Raw genomic sequence first — 17,695 nt, 5'->3', positions numbered from 1 at the left:
AGGCGCTACAAGGTCTGCAGCTTGCCGAGGTTCTTGGCCACCAGATAATAGAAGGTGACGCGCGATTTCGACCGGTCCGCCGACATCGCCTTGACGGTGGCGTCGATCGCACTGTCCGCATCGGCGCCGCTGATGCCGAGCTTCTTTTCGCACCATTTCTCCCTGACCCGCTCGAGCTCCTTCGGATCCGAGGCCGAAACGAGCGACGAATCCCGGTTGCGAAGCGCAATGCCAAGGTGGCGCACGATCTTGTTGACGATCGCTTCGTCGGCGCCGCTGTCGTATTTCTGCACATCTGCGAGGTAGTCCGTCATGAGGCCTCCAGCTTGCTTTGCTTTTCGAAATTGCAGCCGGAGAATGCCGGCCGCGTGGCAGCAGCGGGAGTTTTTCACGGATGCCGGTCAAGTCAAGGCAGTTTGCCGCGAGCCAGTCCGGGAGAAAGTCATATATCCGACACATCCCCCTTTTCTTGGGGCCCGGAAAGACCTATATGAACTCTGCCGTCTTCGGGCGGCTATGGCAATAAACGGGCGATGAAATAAACCCATTGGACCCGGGGGCGGTACCCGGCGCCTCCACCAAAAACCGATCACGACCGATCGGCTTTTGATGGGGGCGAAATAGGATCGACAAGGGCGTAAAGATCGACTTTTTGCTCGGCATTGTACCACCGTTATCGGGCTAAACTTATAGTTGCAAACGACAACTATGCTGAAGCACGTCTCGCTGCTTAATCGCGGTGCGACACTTCAAATCAAGTCCTTCCGGGTAGCACCGTAAGGCGGGGTCCGAAGGCACCTGGCAACAGAAGCCTTCACCTTCTCCCCCGCTTCGAAATGGTCTATAGATGCTTGAATAATTGACTCGTCTGCTTCAGATGGGCAATGAAAAAGCCGACGGCTTGACGTCAGTGCCTGTAGCAGACTGCGGGCCGGCAGCAGACAGTAGATTGAGTTCGAGGAAAGACGGGACGCTCATGGGCCAGGACCACATCCGCTACGACATTCTGGCACAGGACGCACTGCGTAGCGTCATCCGCAAGGTCCTGACGGAAGTTGCCACGACCGGTCATTTGCCGGGAGAGCATCACTTCTTCATCACCTTTCTGACCGGCGCGCCGGGCGTGCGCATCTCGCAGCACCTGAAAGCAAAGTATCCCGAACAGATGACCATCGTCGTCCAGCATCAGTTCTGGGAGCTGAAGGTCACGGACGTCGGCTTCGAGATCGGCCTCTCCTTCTCCGACACGCCGGAACGTCTGGTCATCCCGTTCAACGCCATCCGCGGCTTCTACGACCCGTCGGTCAATTTCGAACTGGAGTTCGACGTGGCGGCCGGCGAGGAGGAAGAACAGGAATCGGCGGAGATCACCGCCTACCCCGTTCCGGAAGAAAATGCCGAGACCTCGGCCAAGGACGACAAGCCCACCGAGCCGAAGAACGGCGGAGGCTCCGTCGTTTCGCTCGATTCCTTCCGCAAGAAGAACTGATCCGAGGAGCCGCGGCTCATGACCGGCGACGTCATCAATCTGCGCCAGTTCCGCAAGCGCCGCGAGCGCACGGAAAAGGAAAAGCAGGCCGAGCAGAACCGCATCTCCTTCGGCCGTACCAAGGCCGAAAAATCCCTGACGAAGGCGCTGAACGACAAGGCGGAAACCCGCCTTGACCAGGGCCGCATCGAGCGCCCTGCCGCAGACGAAGGCGACGCCGGCAAGGACTGAGCCTGCAAAAGCGATTCCGGAGCAAGGACTTGCGGCGATGTCCGGACTCGATATGCCAATCCCTTGAATCAATCTCTAAGGCCGGGCGATGATCCGTAAGCATTCCGCGACGCTCCACGGCCACCGCACCAGCTTCTCCCTCGAAGACGCCTTCTGGCAGGAACTGAAGACGATTGCCGCAAAGCGGGCGATGCCGCTTGCCCAGCTGATCGCCGAGATCGACGACCAACGTACGCCCGACAGCAACCTCTCCTCGGCACTGCGCGTCTATGTGCTCGAATGGCTGAAATCGATTACCCCCCGCGCCCGACGCGCGATAGCCCGGCGACGGGCCCGGACCATGCCGCTTTGACCGAGCGGTGAGCGCCACAGTGTGGCGCAACAGCTGAAACGGTTTCGCCCGCCGAGCCGACCGCCAGCAACCGATTTCCGTTGATTTCGATATCGCTTACATAAAGATGGCAAGGGCGGTCATGGCAGCGTCTGCCGTCGTCGCGTATAGCTTTGAAAGCACGCCGTTTTCGCACGGAACCCTCGCAGCGTACTTGCGGGAGTGGCACAAGCGGGAGGCGTTTTATGAGTATCTCTGCGCGACTGGGCCTTGCGGCCTGCCTGAGCCTGGCGCCGCTCCTTTCGGCCAATGCTGCCGACATCACGACATTGATGGCCCCTGCGGCGCCGGTGGAAGAAACCGAAAGCGGCTGGCAATTCACCATCGCCCCCCACTTCTGGATGGCAGGACTTTCCGGCGACACTGCGCAGCTCGGCCTCCCGACCGTTCACATCGATTCCAGCTTCAGCGACATCTGAGCCATCTCGACTTCGCGGCCTCGGCCACTGCCGAGGCGCGCAAGGACCGCTTCGGCTCACCGACATCGCCTACACCAAGCAGTCGGGCGACGGTAAGGTGCGCGGCATCTTTACCGACACGGTGGACGTACAGTCGGAAACCTTCGCCGCCCTCATCGGCGTCGGCTACACGGTGTTCGAGGACCAGCAATCGCATCTCGACATCGTCGGCGGCGCCAAGATCTGGTCGGTCGACACGACGATATCGTTCCGCGGCGGGCCGCTCGACGGGGTTAGCCGTGACGAGGGTCGACGGCATGGTGGGCGTGCGCGGCAACTACTTCTTCACGCCGGAAATCTACCTGACCGGCCCTAGTCGGGGGCGGTGGCGCCGACATCGACTGGGACGTGGCGCTCGGACTTGGCTACCGCTCAACGATACGATCTCGGCAATTGCCGGCTACCGTGCCCTGGGCGTCGACTACGACCACGGCGGCTTCATCTACGACATCGTGCAGCAGGGCCCGATCCTCGGCCTGTCGATCCGCTTCTAAAGCCGGAGCCTGTCGCGACGGAGAACACCCGGCTGTCCCGCAGCCGGGTTCTTTTTACGGAATGTTACACACGCCCGCTCCGGTGCTCGGACAACGCGCTCAGCGAGAGCGGGCCTCCAGCAACGGCCATGCCGGCGCTCACCGCACCAGCCGGATCGCACCGGGATTGTTGATCGTGGTGTTGGCCAGCACCGCCTTGCAATCCAGCTTGAAGCTGCTGTTGCCGATCATGGTGATTTCCTGGGCGACAATGCGCACGCATTCACCGCCGGTCGATCCGTTGCCGGCATACTGGATCTCTCGCGATGCCGGCATGTAGATGATGCCGGCGAGCGACGAGGCGCTGTTGCCGTTGATGGTGGCGCTGGCCGTGTTGTTGCGCCCGGCGACGATCGAGAAGCCGGCCCAGTCGCCGGTCGTCGGCGCGCTGACCTGGAAAGTCGCCCCGCCGTGAATGTCGAGCTGGGCGCCGTTCAGGAGGAAGAAGGTTACCCCTTCGGCGGTCACCACGGACTGGCTGGTGAACTTCAGGCTTCCGCCGTCGATGATGTAGTTGCCGGGTCTCAGAAGAACCTTGCCCTTGATTTCGAGATCGCCATAGGTGCCAGGCTTCAGCTCGACGCGGTAGGTGTCGGGCGCGTTGTTCGGTGTCCTGCCGGTGCCGTTGCAGTCGCCGTTGCCGCCACCGCCGCCGACGAAATTCTGGCCGCAGCCGGCAAGGCTCACCCAGCCTCCCGTGGTCGGCATCTTCTTCGAGCGGAAGGGGTCGGGGATAGGCGCCACCTCCTCGACCGCCTTGCCGCAGGCAAGCTGAAGATTGGCGAGCGTCGCCGACACCTTGCCGGCGGCATAGAGGCACTCGGCCTTGAGCGTTGCCGAGCCGCTGAGATAGATCGACTGCGCATCGGTCGAGTTCGACGTGATCGTGCAGCCGGACGTGTCGACGCTCGCGCCGCCGCTGACCTCGAAGGCCCGGCTCGCCGTCGGGTGCAGCGCCAGGATGCAGGCCTCCCGCCCCGGCATGCGCGCGGCAACGCTTTCCCGGTCGATCGTATAGGGCTGCAGCCCGAAGAACAGCGGATTGTATTTAAGCGCATAGGCCGCCGTCGCCGTGGTCTCGACGCCGGCGGCGCCGAAGGCGATCTGTACCGGCGCAGCCGTCACCGACACCCCGCTCTCCGCGCCGATCTGGTCAACGGCCTCCGCCTGGCCGAAATTCGCGAAGAAAACGTTGTTGGCGAGATCCCTGGCACTGGCCTCGGTCTCACCCTCGCCGTAGGATTTGACCGCCGAAAAGGCAGCGGCATCGAGCGCCGTCTGCATCTTGGCGGCCTCGAGGTTGATCCGCGCCAGGTTGATGGCGATCGACGCGGCGCTCAGCAACGGCACCGCTATCAGCGCGGTCAGAACCGTAAAGTTACCCTTCTCGTCCGCAAGGATGCGGGCGGCTCTCTTCCTCAAATTGTAGCGCATCTCTGATCGTGGCCCCTCAGCAGACGGCGACGCGCCGCTCAGGTCAATCCGGAGCGATCGACGTCATCCTTCCCACGCGCCGATTAACGACGCGGCCCGCAAGCCGCACCCCCCTACCCCAATCAACGCAATTTGCTAATTTAGCGATCAATAGTGGAGGATGTGCTTCAGAATTCGTTAAAACTCTGTCGATCCATTCGCGCGCCACGATGCGCCGGACGAACGGCGGTTCGATGAACCCACCTTCGAAATCTGAAGCAGAAGCATGTCGCACAACGGTGCGCAGCCGTTTGCGATAACGGCATGCGAAGCTTCAAAGACCGAAAGCGCAGAGAGCGAGGCTAGGATTGCGACAGGCTTCAGGGGCCGCCAGCCAAGGATGGGATCACGGCCGCCTGCGGAAGCGGCGGCACATCTCCGGCCCCGAAAGCACGGGACCGTCGTGCTCCGCGCAATCGCCTGCTACTGCACCGTGACGTCGGGCAGGACGTCGAAGTTGAGCTTCTGTCCGGGAGGGGTGCCCGTGGCTCCGTCCGGTTGGGTCTGGGGATTCGGCCCCGTCTGTGGCATCGGCTGGCCCTGGACGGCGCTGCGCGCTGCCTCTGCTGCCCGGCGCGCGGCTTCCGCCTGCCGCTCCGCTTCGGCCTTGCGTTCGGCCTCTGCCCGCGCATCTGCTTCCGCCTTGAGGCGGGCGGCCTCGGCAGCGCCGGCAGCCCGCCGGCGTTCCTCGGCAACAGCGCGTTTGCGCTCCAGTTCCCTTGCCTCCGCCCGCGCCTTGTAAAGCGCAAGTTCGCGTCGCAGGCGCTGTTTCTCCAGCACGTTCGCCTGCAGGATCTCGACCCGCCGGCGCTCGCGCTCGAAAGCGCGCAGCGACAGGAAGTTCGCAAGATCGGCGACGTTGAGATCGACGCCCGGATCTTCCATCAGGCCGGCATAGCCGATGCGCACGCGCGGTTCGGCGCCGGCAAGCGCCTCGTCGCCGGGCCGGAAGGTCAGGTCGATGCCGGCGTCGATACGGCCCGCCGCAAGGTCCAGCGAAGCCTCGCCGGTCATCGCCGCGTTGCCGTCGCCGGCCGTCACGTTCTGCGCCCGCAGCACCCCGCCGGCGATGCTGAAGGGCGCCTTGACGACGCCGACCAGCGACTGGCCAGAGAAGATGGTCGCCTCCGCGGCACCCTTGATTGCGTCCGCCGAGATCTGCGTCTTCAGCGCATCGGCGGCTGCGATCAGCTGCGGCAGCGCTGCGCTGTTGATGCCGGCAAGCGTCATGCCGTTGAAAGTTGCCGTACCCGAGCCGCTTGCCGAATGGGCCATCGCTTCGGGCGTCGCGCCCGAAGCCTCAAGCGCCACGGAAAGATCGAAGGTCCCGGTCGCGACCGGCGTGCCCGCATGGGCCCAGCCCGCCTGCGCAAGGTCGCCGCCCTTGACGTCCAGGCGCGAGCGCAGGAAGCCAGAGCCGTTGGCATTGCCGATCTGCACCCGTCCGGCGAGCTTGCCGCCCAGCCAGTCGCCGGCCGCATCGGTGAGCGCGACCTCGTCGCCCTTCCATTCCAACTTGCCGGCAAAGCTCGTGACCGCGCCATAGACGCCCGGCCAGAATTTGCCCGCCTGCACGTCGAGCGCGACATTGAGGCCGGTCCAGGCCGGCTGCGCCAGGGCGCCCTTCGAGAAGGCCCCGTTCGTATCCTCGATCGGGCCGAGGATGCCCTCGCCGAGCCAGGCAAGATCGAGCGTGTCGAGCGTCAGCTGTCCGCTGGCCGCGCCGGGCGTCTTGCGGTCGATCGTCAGATTGCCGCTAAAGCCGTTATGGTCGGCCTTGCCCTCGACGGTGGTGAGCGCGATGGTTTCGGGCGTCGTCGCGATATCGGCAGAGACGGTGAGCGGCAGGCCGCTGCCCATCTGCGGCACGGCCACGCCCTGGAGCAGAAGATAGGGCTCCAGGTCCTCGGTCTGCAGCGTCACCTTCGCCTGACCTTCAAGGAAATGATCGCGGGAAAGATCGACGCTGCCCTTGGCGGCAAGCGACGTCTTCTCGGTGGTAAAGGTCACCGTGCCGTTCGCAGTTGGTCCGTCGGTGCTTTGCAGCTTGACCGAGAGAATGCCGTTGGCATCCGCATCAAACGGCAAGGGATCGAAACCCGTCTGGCCGAGCAGCAGCCGCGTCTCTGGGTTTTCGAGCGTCGCTTCCAAAAGCATCGCCTTGCCGGTCAGCGCCTGCGCCATGTCAGGCGCCTGGTAGCTGGCGGCGATCTTGGTGCCGTTGGCGGTCCCGAAGATGCCGAAGGTCGCCGGCGCATTGCCCTCCTTGTTGCCAGCCGTCAGCGTCACGTCGAACGCCGTGTCGCTGTAATAGGGACCGGCCTTGATCAGCTGCCTCAGCGCCGGATGATTGACCGCGTGGCGGCCGATCATTTCCAGGAACGGCGTCAGGTTCTTGGCCGCAAGCTTCATCTTGGCCGAAACCACGGGCTTGTCGAGGTCGCCGCTGGCCCGGCCGGAAAAGGCGAGCTGCGCGCCGGCAAGCGAGCCGATCGCCACGCGCTCGGCCTGGAGCTGGCCGTTCTTCAGCGTCAGCACCGCCTGCACGTCGTGCGCCTCCTCGCCGAAGGCGGAAAACTCGTCGGCGGAAAGATCGGCGGCAATCGCATGCTGCAGCAGCGTGTCGGTGGAAGCGTCGCCCGCCACCAGCCCGGTCAGCGCCTGCAGCGCTTCGAAGTCGATGCGGTTGCCCTTCAGCTGCAGCGAGAGGTTCGGTTGCTGGTCGGCGAAGGACTGCCGCTCGAGCCGACCCTTGAGGCTCGCCTCGTCGGCCGCCACTTCGAGGTTCTCGAACTGCTGCAATGTATCGGTCAGGTTCACCTTGGCCGAAAAGCCGGCGGTCCTCAGCTTGCGGATCGCCGGGTCGACGGAGCCCGCCAGCCAGTTGGCAAGACCGGAAGGCTGGTTGGAGGCAAGCAAGAGGTCGCCGCGGAAACTGCGCTGCCCCTTGAGGTTCAGCCGCCCCTTGGCTTCGAGCTGCGTGCGCCCCGGCAGTAGCGCCACGACATTGTCGATTACCCAGCCGGCGCCATCGGGCTGTACGTCGATGCGCACGTCGCGCACGGTTGTATCGCCGACGACGATCGCCGGCAGCTTCAGGCTGGCGCGGCCGGGCACCTGCGGGATGGGAATGTCGGCGGCGATCGCCAGCATGGCTTCGAGCCGCTGGCGCATCGAAATCGCCGGGTCGCGGCCGGTCTTGTTGTTGCGGCTCGGGCCGATGCGGCTGACGTCGATCTGCTGGCCGTCGGCGATCAGCAGGAATTTCTGGTCCTTGCCGGTATCGAGCGTCGCCTCGCCGGTGACCACATAGGGATCGTCCGACGGGCCGATTTCGAAGCGGTATTCCGGAACGCGGATACTCTCGTTGGTCAGCTGGAAGTTGCCGTTGATACGCAGCGGCGCCCGTCCGTCCGCATCCTTCGTCTCGCCCTGCGGCCGGTTCTCCGTCAGCGTGAAGCGGCCACTATAGACAGGCCTGAAATCGACGATACGCAGCGAGCCGTCGGTCTCGACGCCGAAGGGGCGCTTGTCGGGTGTCACGCGCGCCTTCAGGCTGAGCGTACCCGCCTCGTCCACCTCGTTGCTGGTCAGCGAAAAACTGCCGGCTTCGCCATCGAGCGCGGCGCGCCCCTCGACCTTCCAGGGCCCGGCCAGCGTGCGGGCCGAAATGTCTGCGGCAAGTCCGCTCACGCGGCGGGTGCGGCCGGTCTGTTCGTCGACGAATTCGATCTGGCCATTGGTGATCTCGACATTTTCGAGCACGACGGTCTTGGCCGGGATCGAGGCCCGCCGGCCCCTCGCCCAATCGAGCGTACCGTCCGGCAGCAGGCGCACCTTGGCTTTCGGGCGGTCAAGCTTCATGTCGAAGATCAAGGCTTCGCCGCTCAGGAACGGCGCAAGCTCTGCGCTCATCGAGAACTGCGCCACCTGGATCAGTGGGTCGCCATCCTCGGCAGCGCCGACGCGAACGTCGTTGAGCGTCACGGTCGGGAACGGGATCAGCCGCGCATCGACGCTTCCATGCACGACGACGGGCTTGCCCATGATGCGGCTTGCCTCACGCTCGAACTCCTTGCGGAAATCCGTCCAGTCAATGAACCACGGAGCGATCAGCGCCGCAAAGAGCGCAACGACCACAAGTCCACCGACGGCAAGCAGAATTCGCGAAAGCACCGTGCCTATATTCCCATATCAGTTCAGCGGCGCATGGCGCGCCGCGCATCGATTGGAGCGCCAGGACCTGGCGCCCGCCGACAGCGCCGTGTCCGGCACTGTAGCATCTTGATTTGCCGCATAAATCGCCGCGCGTCCATGCCGACATCGGAACTATGCAGTATCACACTTTCGCCCCGGCGCATCGCCCCAAAAAAGCGCAACGCCCGACGGTCACATTCCTTCTCCGCCTCAGGCGAAAATCTTGCCGGGATTGAAGATGTTGTCCGGATCGAGCGAGCGCTTGACCTGCCGCATGAGGTCGAGCGCATCGCCAAGTTCCGCCTCGAGGAACGGCATCTTGCCCTGGCCGATGCCATGCTCGCCGGTGCAGGTCCCGTCCATCGCCAAGGCGCGAGCGTTCAGGCGCTCGACGAACGCCTCGGCCCGCGCCACGTCGGCGGCATCCTTGTCGTCGAACAGCAGGCCGACATGGAAGTTTCCGTCGCCGGCATGGCCGACGATCGGCGCGGTCAGCCCGTGGGCGGCGCTGTCCTCCTGCGTTGCCGCCACGCATTCCGCCAGCCGCGAGATCGGCACGCAAACATCGGTCGACAGGATCGCCGCACCCGGGATCAGGCTCTTTTGCGCCCAGTAGGCATTGTGCCTGGCCTTCCAGAGCCGCGCCCGCTCCTCCGGATTGGTGGTCCAGAGGAAGTCGCTGGCGCCGAATTCCGAGGCGATCTCGCCAAACTGGCGCGCCTGCAGTTCGACGCTTTCGGGGCTGCCGTGGAACTCGACGAACAGCGTCGGCGTCTCCTGGTAGGAAAGGCCGGAATAGCCGTTGCACGCCTTCATCTGCAGCGCATCGAGCAGTTCGATGCGCGCCACCGGAATGCCCGACTGGATCGTCAGGATCACCGCATTGCAGGCGTCTTCGATCGTCGGGAACGGGCAGACGCCGCCGGAAATCACCTCCGGAATGCCCTGAAGCCTGAGCGTGATCGAGGTGATGATGCCGAGCGTGCCTTCGGCGCCAACGAAGAGCCGCGTCAGGTCGTAGCCGGCCGAGGACTTGCGCGCCCGGTGCGCGGTGCGGACTTCACGTCCGTCAGCGGTCACCACCGTCAGCGCCAGCACATTGTCCTTCATGGTGCCGTAGCGCACCGCATTGGTGCCGGACGCCCGCGTCGAGGCCATGCCGCCGATCGAGGCGTTGGCGCCGGGATCGATCGGGAAGAACAGGCCGGTGTCGCGCAGGTAGGTGTTGAGCTCCTCACGCGTGATGCCCGGCTCGACGCGGCAGTCGAGATCCTCGGCATTGACCTCGAGCACCTTGTTCATGCGCGAGAGATCGACCGAGATGCCGCCATGGGGCGCGTTGATATGACCTTCGAGCGAGGAGCCGGTGCCGAACGGGATCAGCGGCACCTTGTGACGGGCGGCGATCTGGACGATCTCACGCACGTCACCGGCGCTTTCGGCAAACGCCACGCCATCGGGAAGCTGCGCCGGAATATAGGTCGTCGTGTGGGCGTGCTGGGCGCGGATCGCCTCGCCCGTCTGGAACCGGTCGCCGAAGCGGGCGGAAAGCTCCGCCTTCGCCGCCGCAATCCCCGCCTCGTTTCTCGCGCCAGCCCTGATCGCCTTCAATGCCACGGAAAACGCCCTTCCTCTTGCATTCGCCGCGCTGCCTTTTCGATCTTCGGGAAGCGCAGTCATTTCAAGGCGCTACTGTGCAAATCGGAATCACTTTGTCCAGACGCTCGCCCACTTCCCGCTCACAGTAGCGCAGGAAAACGCCTGACGTGAGACCGGAGTGTCACAAGACTGTATGACAGCGTGGAAAACACCAACGCTGAAAAGCCGACACGATATGTCTCCGTTTGCCGAAATGTCATTTCCACACCGCGCCGCGCGGTGATCCGTTCGGGAAGTCCTTGCGTATGAAGGCCGAGCGGAAGGACGTGTGACGTGCTTGGAGAGATCGGCAGAAAGCGACTGATGATGCGGTTGCCGCACTTGAGGGGCAGCATCGCGTCGGCATCGTCAGATTGCATGATTGAGCTGTTCTGCAGCTACGAACTTGCGGTCAACATGCGGGACGCACTCGTGTTGGGCGGCGGCCGCCCGGATCTCGCTGACGAATACCGGCAGATCTGCCTCGAACTCGAAGAAGAGGTGGAGGTCGTGCTCTGCGCGACGGCGCTGGCCGTGCGGCGTGACGGCACGTAGCGCGGGCGGGCCGGTAGACAGAGGGCCTTGCAAACGAGCAAGCCGCGTCGCACCAGATTTGCCGTTGGCAAAAGGAACGCCTCAGACCGACCGAACTCCGCTACTGCTACGTATGAGAGCGAAACGGCGGAAAACACCTGCCGTTTGCCCGGCCTTGCGCTATGATATCGGCGTGAAGGAAGGAGAGGCAAATGCTGGGTCTCACCGCTTTGCTCACCGCGTCGGTCTTCTTCGGCGCCGCCATCTACATCACCTGGGCCGAACAGCCGGCACGGCTGCATCTCGACGATCGCGCCGCACTCGTGCAGTGGGTGCCGTCCTATCGCCGCGGCTTCGAGATGCAGGCGACGCTCGCGCTCATCTCGGGCCTGCTCGGCGCCGGCGCCTGGGGGCAGACCGGCCATGTCCTTTGGGGACTGGGCGCCGCGATCATCATCCTGAACTGGCCCTATACGCTGCTCTTCGTCCTGCCGGTCAACCGCCAGCTGGAGGCAGTCCGGCCCGAAGACGCCGGCAACGACAGTCGCGAGCTGCTCAAATATTGGGGCAGGCTCCACGCCGGGCGCAGCGCGCTTGGCGGCAGCGATCTTTCTCGTTGCCGCCTGGCTCGAATTGTAAGCCGCCCCGCTGACGGCCGTTTCGGTTAGCGCACTTCCATGGCGGCCGCTGCGTCCATCTCCTCGTGCAGCTTGCGCTCCTCGTCCGCATGCGGCTTGGTAAAGCGGGCAATGACGAGATAGGCGACCGGCGTCAGGTAGAGCGTGACGATCACCGCCAGGCCAAGGCCGCCGACGAGCACCCAGCCAAGCGCGATACGCGCCTCGGCGCCCGCGCCGCTGGCAAGCACCAGCGGCACCGCGCCGACGATGGTGGCGATCATCGTCATCATCACGGGGCGCAGGCGGATGTTGGCGGCATTCTCGATCGCCGAGCGCACGTCCTGGCCGCGGTCGCGCAGCTGGTTGGCGAATTCGACGATCAGGATGCCGTTCTTCGCCATGATGCCGACGAGCATCACAAGGCCGATCTGGCTGTAGATGTTCAGCGTGTTGCCGGTCATGATCATCGCAAACACCGCACAGGCAAGGCCCAGCGGCACCGTCGACATGATGATCAGGCCGCTGACGAAGCTTTCGAACTGGGCCGCCAGCACCAGGAAGATGATGACGAGCGCAAAGCCGAAGGTGACGAACAGGCCATTGGCGTTTTCGTTGAGCGTTGCGGCTTCGGCAAGCGGCATGATGCGGGAGCCCGGCGGCAGCAAGGGTTCCGCCATCTGCTCGACCATGGTCAGTGCCTCGCCAAGTGCCAAGTCGGACTTGAGACCCGCCGAAAGCGACACGGCGCGAAGCTGCGATTCCCGCGACAGCTGCGGCGCCACCGCCATCTCCTCGACGCTGGCGATCGTCGACATCGGCACGATCTTGCCGTCGCCGGCCTTGAGGAAGATGTTCTGCAGGTCGGTCGGGTCGTTGACCGGATTGGTCGAGGAGAGCAGCTTCACCGGATAGGATTCGCCGTCGACATAGACATCGACAACGCTGTTGCCGTCGAGCATGGCCTGCAGCGCCCAGGCGAGGCCGCCAATATCGACGCCCATGTCGGATGCGCGCTCGCGGTCGATGGTGATCGAAAGCTGCGCCTGGTTGGCTTCATAGTTGAGGCGGACGTTTTCGAAGCGCCCAGTGTCTTCCATCTGGCGCACCAGCTTCGCCGCCGCATCGCCGAGCTTGTTGTAGTCGTTGCCGACCAGCGCCACCTGCAGGCCGCTACCGGCGCCGCGAATGCCGAGACTGTTCGGCTGCATGGCAAAGACGCGAACCGAGGGGATCCGCCCGGTCACCTTGTTGATGTCAGCGACAATATCCTGTTGCGTTCGGTCGCGCTTGTCCCAGGGAGCGAGCGTCAGCACCATGAAGCCGCTGTTGACCGAACCACCCTGCCCGGAGATCGAGAAGATGTTGTCGATCTCGCCGGATTTGACCAGCGGCTGCAGGCCGTCCTCGATGCGGCGCATCTGGGCCTGGGCATATTCGAGCGAAACGCCCTGCGGCGCGTTGATGCGCATCATGATCTGCGAGCGGTCTTCGGTCGGGGTCAGCTCCGATTTCAGCGTCAGGAAGCCGGCAGCCCCCATGGCGGTGAAGAAGCCCGCGATGACGAAGACGATCAGCGGCGCGTTGAGGCAGGCGCGCAGCGTCACCCGGTAGAACCCGGCCGCCCGCGCACCGAACCGCGCCATCGGCCCCGGCACCGTATGCGTATCCTTCGTCAGCATGCGCGAGGCGAGCATCGGGCAAAGCGTCAGCGACACGAAGGAAGAGAGCAGGATCGCAAACGCAAGCACGAAGCCGAACTCCCGGAAGAGGCCTCCGGTCTGGCCCGGAAGGAACGACAGCGGCACGAAGACGGCGGCAAGCGTCGCGGTCGTCGCCAGCACCGCAAAGAACACTTCGAGCGTGCCGTGCACGGCGGCGGCCCGTGGGCCCAAGCCCTCGGCGCGACGGCGCACGATGTTTTCAAGCACCACGATCGCATCGTCGACCACGAGACCGGTCGCAAGCACGATGGCGAGCAGCGTCAGAATGTTGATCGAGAAGCCGGCGAGATAGATCGCCGCCACCGTGCCGATCAGCGCGATCGGCATCGAGATCGTCGGGATCAGCGTCGCCCGCCAGTCAAGCAGGAACATGTAGATCACGAGCGTCACGATGAAGACGGCGACGATCAGCGCGATTTCCACCTCGTGAATGGCGCCGTTGATGAAGACCGCATCGTCGCTGGTAATGCGGAGCTGGGTGCCCTCGGGCAGGATCTGCGTCTGGATCGTCTCGACGACCTTGCGCACGCCCTCGGAGATATCGACGGTATTGGACTGCGCCTGGCGCACGATGCCAAGGCCGATGCCCTGGCGACCATTGGAGCGCAGCGCTGTCGTGCCGGTGTCGGGCCCGAGCGTCACGGTGGCAACGTCGCGCAGCCGCACATTGTTGACGAGGATCAGGTTTTCGAACTGCTCTGGCGTCTGCAGGTCGGCCGTGGCGCGCACCGAGATGTCCTGGCTGGCGCTGGTCAGCTTGCCGGCGGGAACGTCATAGGAGGCATTGGCGAGCGCTGTCCTGAGGTTTGCGACCGTCACCCCGCGCCCGGCGAGCTTCGCCTGGTCGAGGTCGATGCGGAAGATCTTCTCCTGGTCGCCATAGACCGCGACGTCGGCCACGCCTTCGACGGCAGCGAGCCGGTCGCTGATCTCGTTTTCGACGAGCAGCGTCATGTCTTCCATCGACATGGTGTCGGAGGTGAGCGCGAGGCGCATGATCGGCTGGCTGTCGGCATCGGCCTTGACGATGCTCGGCTCGTCGACATTGTCGGGCAGCTGGTTGCGCACCCGGCCGAGCGCATCGCGGATGTCGTTGGAGGCCTGGCCGATATCGGTCGTGTCGGAGAACTGCAGCGTCACGCGGCTGCGACCGAAGGACGAGGTCGAGGAAATGTCGCGGATGCCCTGCACGCGCGAAACGGCGCCCTCGACCACCGAGGTCACCTCGCGGTCCATCGTTTCGGGTGCTGCACCATCGAGCGTCGTCGTTACCGAGATCACCGGCTGGTCGACCTGAGGCAGTTCGCGGATTTCGATGCCGTTCCAGGCCGCAAGGCCGGCAACGACGATCAGCGTGTTGACGACCAGCGCAAATATCGGCCGGCGGATGAAGAGTGCGGTGAAGCCGGTCTTGCCGCGCTCGCGGGCCGACGCCTTGTCGCCGCCTCCCCCGTGACCGCCGCCGTGGCCGCTCGACTGACTGTCGCCGCCGCTCACTTGGTTTCCTCCGCAACCTTCTGCGGTTCCTGCTTATTCTCGCGGCCGGCAATGCGCACGGCGCCGCCGTCGCGCAGGCGCTGCACGCCCTCGGTGACGATCTCGTCGCCTTCCTTGAGGGCAGCGTCGACGAGCACCTTGTCCGGGTTGCGCTGGATGATCTTGACCGGCACCTTCTCGCTCTTGTCGCCCGAGACGCGCCAGATATAGGAACCCTCCGAGCTCCACTGGATCGCCAGCGGATCGACGGTCGGATAGGTGTCGCCGTCAAACGCGACGGTCACGGAGAAGGACATGCCCGCGCGCAGCTTGTCGTCAGGGTTTTCGAGCCGTGCGCGCACGCGCAGCGTCCGGCTCGCCTGGTCGAGGCGGTTGTCGATCGCGTGGATCGCGCCGTCGAGCTTGTTTGCCGGCTCGGCAATCGCAAAGGCGGTGACCGGCTGGTCGACGCTGATCTTGTTGGCGAAACGCTCCGGCACCCAGAAATCGACGAGAATTTCCGAGCGGTCGTCGACGACGGCAATCGGCGTCGTCGTCGTGACGTAGTCGCCGACATTGACGGTGATGATGCCGACAACGCCCTTGGAGGGGGCGACGATGTCGCGGCGCTTGAGGTCGAGCTCGGCGGTCTTCAGCGCCAGTTCGGCGGTCTGCATGGCGATCTCGGCGTCGCGCACATCCACCGCCGACACCGCCCGCGCCGTGCTGAGGTTGCGGTAGCGCTCGACCTTTTCGCGGGCGCTGTCGCGTGTCAGCCGCGCCTGGTCGGCGGCGATCTTCTGGTCGTCGCTGTCGAGCCTGGCGATCACCTGGCCTTGCGCCACTTTCTCGCCGGAACGCACGAGGATTTCGGTGAGGTTGCCGGTTGCCGTCGGCGTCACGGTGACGGAATGGATCGCCTCGCCGTTGCCGATCGCGTTCAGCCGGTCGTTGACGACGGACGTGCCCGAGGGGCGGACCATGACGAGGATGGCATTGTTGCCAGCCTGCCCGCGGCCGTTGCCGCGTTCGCCGCCCGCGCCGCCTTCGGCGCCGGGCTTGGACAAGGCATCGATCAGCGGGTGCGAAACACCGATCGCCGCCAGCGTTTCACCGGCGCCGGGCACAAACCGCACCCAGACGCCTGCGCCCACGAGAAGCACAGCGGCGCTCACCGCAAGCTGTTTCCAAACCCGCATTCAAGTCTCCGAATTAAGCAAAAAACACGCCCCAGCGCGGCGCGGCCGGCGGTTCGTTCCGATTGCCCGGAGTATCCCTGTTCACGCGTGTCGGGGCAATGACAGAATACCATCATTACGCAATTGTAATAAAAGCGAATTTGTTGGCGGGATGATGACGCACCGACGCTTCGTTCGACGCTTCGCAGCTTTGTCCAGAAATTCAATAGACAATTACCATTTACAGCCGCCGACACTGCGCTATCCTGCAACCGCCGGCAGCGTCTTTCGGCCGGCTTTGCGCCTGTCTTCAGGCCTCTTGGGGGAGAGAAGTCGATGTGCGATGCCTGTGTCATGGAAACGGTGAAAGAGCGCATGCTCTCGCGCCGCAGCTTCTTCAAAGCCGCCGCGGTCGGCACCGCGGGCCTTGCCGCCGCAAGCGTGGGCGCGGCACCGCCGGCGCTCGCGCAGGGGCATTCAAGCGTCACCGACCTGACCCACGAACTGCACGAGGACTTCCCGACCTTCTTCGGCCAGCAGCAGTTCTTCCGCGAGGAAAAATTCAACTACGCCAAAGACAAGTTCAACATGTTCGAGCTGCGGGTGAACGAACACACCGGCACCCATGTCGATGCGCCGCTGCACTTCTCAGCCGATGGTCTCTCCGTCGCCGAATTGCCCGTCGACAAGCTGGTGGTGCCGCTCGTGATCGTCGATATCAGAAAGAAGGCCGAGAACGATGCCGATGCGCAGGTGACGCCCGACGATCTCAAGGCCTGGGTCTCAGCCAATGGCGAAATCCCGGAAAACGCCTGCGTCGCCATGCTGTCAGGCTGGGGCGCCCATTTGGGCACGGACAAGTTCCGCAATGCCGATGGCGCCGGCAAGCTGCATTTCCCCGGCTTTCACGTCGAGGCGGCCAAATATCTCCTCGAAGAGAGCAAGGCGGCCGGCATTGCCGTCGATACGCTCTCGCTCGACCACGGCCCCTCGCCCGATTTCGCCACGCACTATGCCTGGCTGCCGGAGGGACGCTGGGGGCTGGAGGCGGCAGCCAATCTCGACAAGCTGCCGGTGAAGGGCGCGACGCTCATCCTCGGCGCACCGAAACACCGCGGCGGCACCGGCGGCCCGGCCCGCGTCTTTGCACTGGTCTAGGTCACGGACTTAGGTTTTGGATGAAGCGAGCCTGACGGGAGCAAGGTGGTTCGCTTCCACGGCGAACCACATGCTCGCGATCGTCGACCAGCTCGACACCGGCTGCGTCACCATGGATCATGGTGCGCCAACACGACGCCGGTCTCGGAAAGGTCAACGGCGACGCCTGACGCGCCGAAGCACCCTACCCGCCAGCGACTTCACTGATCTGCACGATGGGCGCGATATCCGTATAGTTGGCGACATCCGCGGAGATCTCGGCGCGGTGCGGACCTAGCGCCTCCTGGAATGTCTCGAGGCACGGCGCGTAGACGTGGCACGCCGCGACGAACTGCGGCGCGCTTCCAGGCTCGCGCCCCGCAAGGCCCTTGTCGATCTCGTAGCGCAGACAGGCATCGCCGAGCCGCTCCTGAAGCAAGGGCATGTGGGTGGTGCGGTAGTAGTCGTGGTCGAACTTCGTGCCGCCATCGGCCGGATAGTAGACGCTCATCTTGATCATGGTCGGGCTCCTGTCTGAACGCCGCTCCGAGCGTCCGAAGCTACTTCTAGGTCACCGACCTATGGAGCACAACCAGCTTTTGGCTGGAACACGTTTGAC

General features: G+C 64.4%; 13 protein-coding genes, 1 other RNA gene and 1 pseudogene. 8 read left to right on the top strand and 7 right to left on the bottom strand.

What is annotated here, in order from left to right; genetic code table 11:
• Nucleotides 1-5: 5 nt before the first annotated feature.
• Nucleotides 6-314: a DUF2853 family protein gene (locus JVX98_RS09015; RefSeq protein ID WP_043621481.1), complete on the bottom strand. Its 309-nt coding sequence runs from the start codon at nt 312-314 to the stop codon at nt 6-8.
• Between the two features lie 146 nt (nt 315-460).
• Between JVX98_RS09015 and ssrA the strand changes: the two genes are divergently transcribed.
• The 5 genes and pseudogenes from ssrA to JVX98_RS08990 all read left to right on the top strand — a co-directional run bounded on the left by ssrA (nt 461) and on the right by JVX98_RS08990 (nt 3,063).
• Nucleotides 461-819: a transfer-messenger RNA gene (gene ssrA / locus JVX98_RS09010) on the top strand.
• Between the two features lie 157 nt (nt 820-976).
• The gene (locus JVX98_RS09005) at nt 977-1,489 is read left to right on the top strand and encodes an SspB family protein (protein ID WP_043621479.1); all 513 of its coding nucleotides are present in this window, start codon (nt 977-979) and stop codon (nt 1,487-1,489) included.
• An 18-nt stretch (nt 1,490-1,507) separates the two neighbouring features.
• Nucleotides 1,508-1,720, top strand: a complete 213-nt coding sequence (locus tag JVX98_RS09000) for a DUF4169 family protein (RefSeq protein ID WP_205238364.1) — start codon at nt 1,508-1,510, stop codon at nt 1,718-1,720.
• An 88-nt stretch (nt 1,721-1,808) separates the two neighbouring features.
• The gene (locus JVX98_RS08995; RefSeq protein WP_205238363.1) at nt 1,809-2,072 is read left to right on the top strand and encodes a ribbon-helix-helix domain-containing protein; all 264 of its coding nucleotides are present in this window, start codon (nt 1,809-1,811) and stop codon (nt 2,070-2,072) included.
• Between the two features lie 224 nt (nt 2,073-2,296).
• A pseudogene (locus JVX98_RS08990) lies at nt 2,297-3,063 on the top strand (hypothetical protein).
• A 138-nt stretch (nt 3,064-3,201) separates the two neighbouring features.
• Here the strand turns inward: JVX98_RS08990 and JVX98_RS08985 are convergent.
• The 3 genes from JVX98_RS08985 to JVX98_RS08975 all read right to left on the bottom strand — a co-directional run bounded on the left by JVX98_RS08985 (nt 3,202) and on the right by JVX98_RS08975 (nt 10,389).
• Nucleotides 3,202-4,536, bottom strand: a complete 1,335-nt coding sequence (locus tag JVX98_RS08985) for a TadE/TadG family type IV pilus assembly protein (protein WP_205238362.1) — start codon at nt 4,534-4,536, stop codon at nt 3,202-3,204.
• Between the two features lie 462 nt (nt 4,537-4,998).
• Nucleotides 4,999-8,715 carry an AsmA-like C-terminal region-containing protein gene (locus JVX98_RS08980; protein ID WP_371826557.1) on the bottom strand — a complete coding sequence of 1,239 codons (3,717 nt, stop codon included), beginning with the start codon at nt 8,713-8,715 and terminating at the stop codon, nt 4,999-5,001.
• Nucleotides 8,716-8,982: 267 nt separating this feature from the next.
• Complete coding sequence (locus JVX98_RS08975) at nt 8,983-10,389, bottom strand: FAD-binding oxidoreductase (RefSeq protein WP_205238360.1); 1,407 nt, start codon at nt 10,387-10,389, stop codon at nt 8,983-8,985.
• 399 nt (nt 10,390-10,788) lie between these two features.
• On the opposite strand from JVX98_RS08975, the gene JVX98_RS08970 reads away from it, so the two are divergent.
• Nucleotides 10,789-10,965, top strand: coding sequence for a hypothetical protein (locus tag JVX98_RS08970; protein ID WP_162770665.1), 177 nt, complete (start codon nt 10,789-10,791; stop codon nt 10,963-10,965).
• A 191-nt stretch (nt 10,966-11,156) separates the two neighbouring features.
• Nucleotides 11,157-11,612, top strand: a complete 456-nt coding sequence (locus JVX98_RS08965; protein ID WP_205238359.1) for a DUF1772 domain-containing protein — start codon at nt 11,157-11,159, stop codon at nt 11,610-11,612.
• On the opposite strand, the gene JVX98_RS08960 is transcribed toward JVX98_RS08965, so the two are convergent.
• Both JVX98_RS08960 and JVX98_RS08955 read right to left on the bottom strand, forming a co-directional pair.
• Nucleotides 11,609-14,782: an efflux RND transporter permease subunit gene (locus tag JVX98_RS08960; protein WP_371826539.1), complete on the bottom strand. Its 3,174-nt coding sequence runs from the start codon at nt 14,780-14,782 to the stop codon at nt 11,609-11,611. The genes JVX98_RS08965 and JVX98_RS08960 overlap by 4 nt on opposite strands.
• The gene (locus JVX98_RS08955) at nt 14,779-15,960 is read right to left on the bottom strand and encodes an efflux RND transporter periplasmic adaptor subunit (protein ID WP_205238358.1); all 1,182 of its coding nucleotides are present in this window, start codon (nt 15,958-15,960) and stop codon (nt 14,779-14,781) included. The genes JVX98_RS08960 and JVX98_RS08955 overlap by 4 nt, the downstream gene beginning before the upstream one ends.
• 315 nt (nt 15,961-16,275) lie before the next feature.
• Between JVX98_RS08955 and JVX98_RS08950 the strand changes: the two genes are divergently transcribed.
• On the top strand, nt 16,276-17,097 hold the full coding sequence (locus JVX98_RS08950; protein WP_192446711.1) for a cyclase family protein: 822 nt from the start codon (nt 16,276-16,278) through the stop codon (nt 17,095-17,097).
• A 184-nt stretch (nt 17,098-17,281) separates the two neighbouring features.
• Here JVX98_RS08950 and JVX98_RS08945 read toward each other — a convergent pair whose 3' ends face one another.
• Nucleotides 17,282-17,596, bottom strand: coding sequence for an EthD family reductase (locus tag JVX98_RS08945; protein ID WP_205238357.1), 315 nt, complete (start codon nt 17,594-17,596; stop codon nt 17,282-17,284).
• Nucleotides 17,597-17,695: the final 99 nt, after the last annotated feature.

Source organism: Ensifer sp. PDNC004 (assembly GCF_016919405.1).
In the GTDB taxonomy this organism is placed as follows: Bacteria; Pseudomonadota; Alphaproteobacteria; order Rhizobiales; family Rhizobiaceae; genus Ensifer.
The sequence above is the reverse complement of the archived record's forward strand: the minus strand, read 5'-3'. Positions and strand labels throughout refer to the sequence as shown.

Coding starts and splice junctions, on each gene's coding strand:
- JVX98_RS09015 (WP_043621481.1), bottom strand. CDS start 314: ATGACGGACTACCTCGCAGATGTGCAGAAATACGACAGCGGCGCCGAC.
- JVX98_RS09005 (WP_043621479.1), top strand. CDS start 977: ATGGGCCAGGACCACATCCGCTACGACATTCTGGCACAGGACGCACTG.
- JVX98_RS09000 (WP_205238364.1), top strand. CDS start 1,508: ATGACCGGCGACGTCATCAATCTGCGCCAGTTCCGCAAGCGCCGCGAG.
- JVX98_RS08995 (WP_205238363.1), top strand. CDS start 1,809: ATGATCCGTAAGCATTCCGCGACGCTCCACGGCCACCGCACCAGCTTC.
- JVX98_RS08985 (WP_205238362.1), bottom strand. CDS start 4,536: ATGCGCTACAATTTGAGGAAGAGAGCCGCCCGCATCCTTGCGGACGAG.
- JVX98_RS08970 (WP_162770665.1), top strand. CDS start 10,789: ATGATTGAGCTGTTCTGCAGCTACGAACTTGCGGTCAACATGCGGGAC.
- JVX98_RS08965 (WP_205238359.1), top strand. CDS start 11,157: ATGCTGGGTCTCACCGCTTTGCTCACCGCGTCGGTCTTCTTCGGCGCC.
- JVX98_RS08955 (WP_205238358.1), bottom strand. CDS start 15,960: ATGCGGGTTTGGAAACAGCTTGCGGTGAGCGCCGCTGTGCTTCTCGTG.
- JVX98_RS08950 (WP_192446711.1), top strand. CDS start 16,276: ATGTGCGATGCCTGTGTCATGGAAACGGTGAAAGAGCGCATGCTCTCG.
- JVX98_RS08945 (WP_205238357.1), bottom strand. CDS start 17,596: ATGATCAAGATGAGCGTCTACTATCCGGCCGATGGCGGCACGAAGTTC.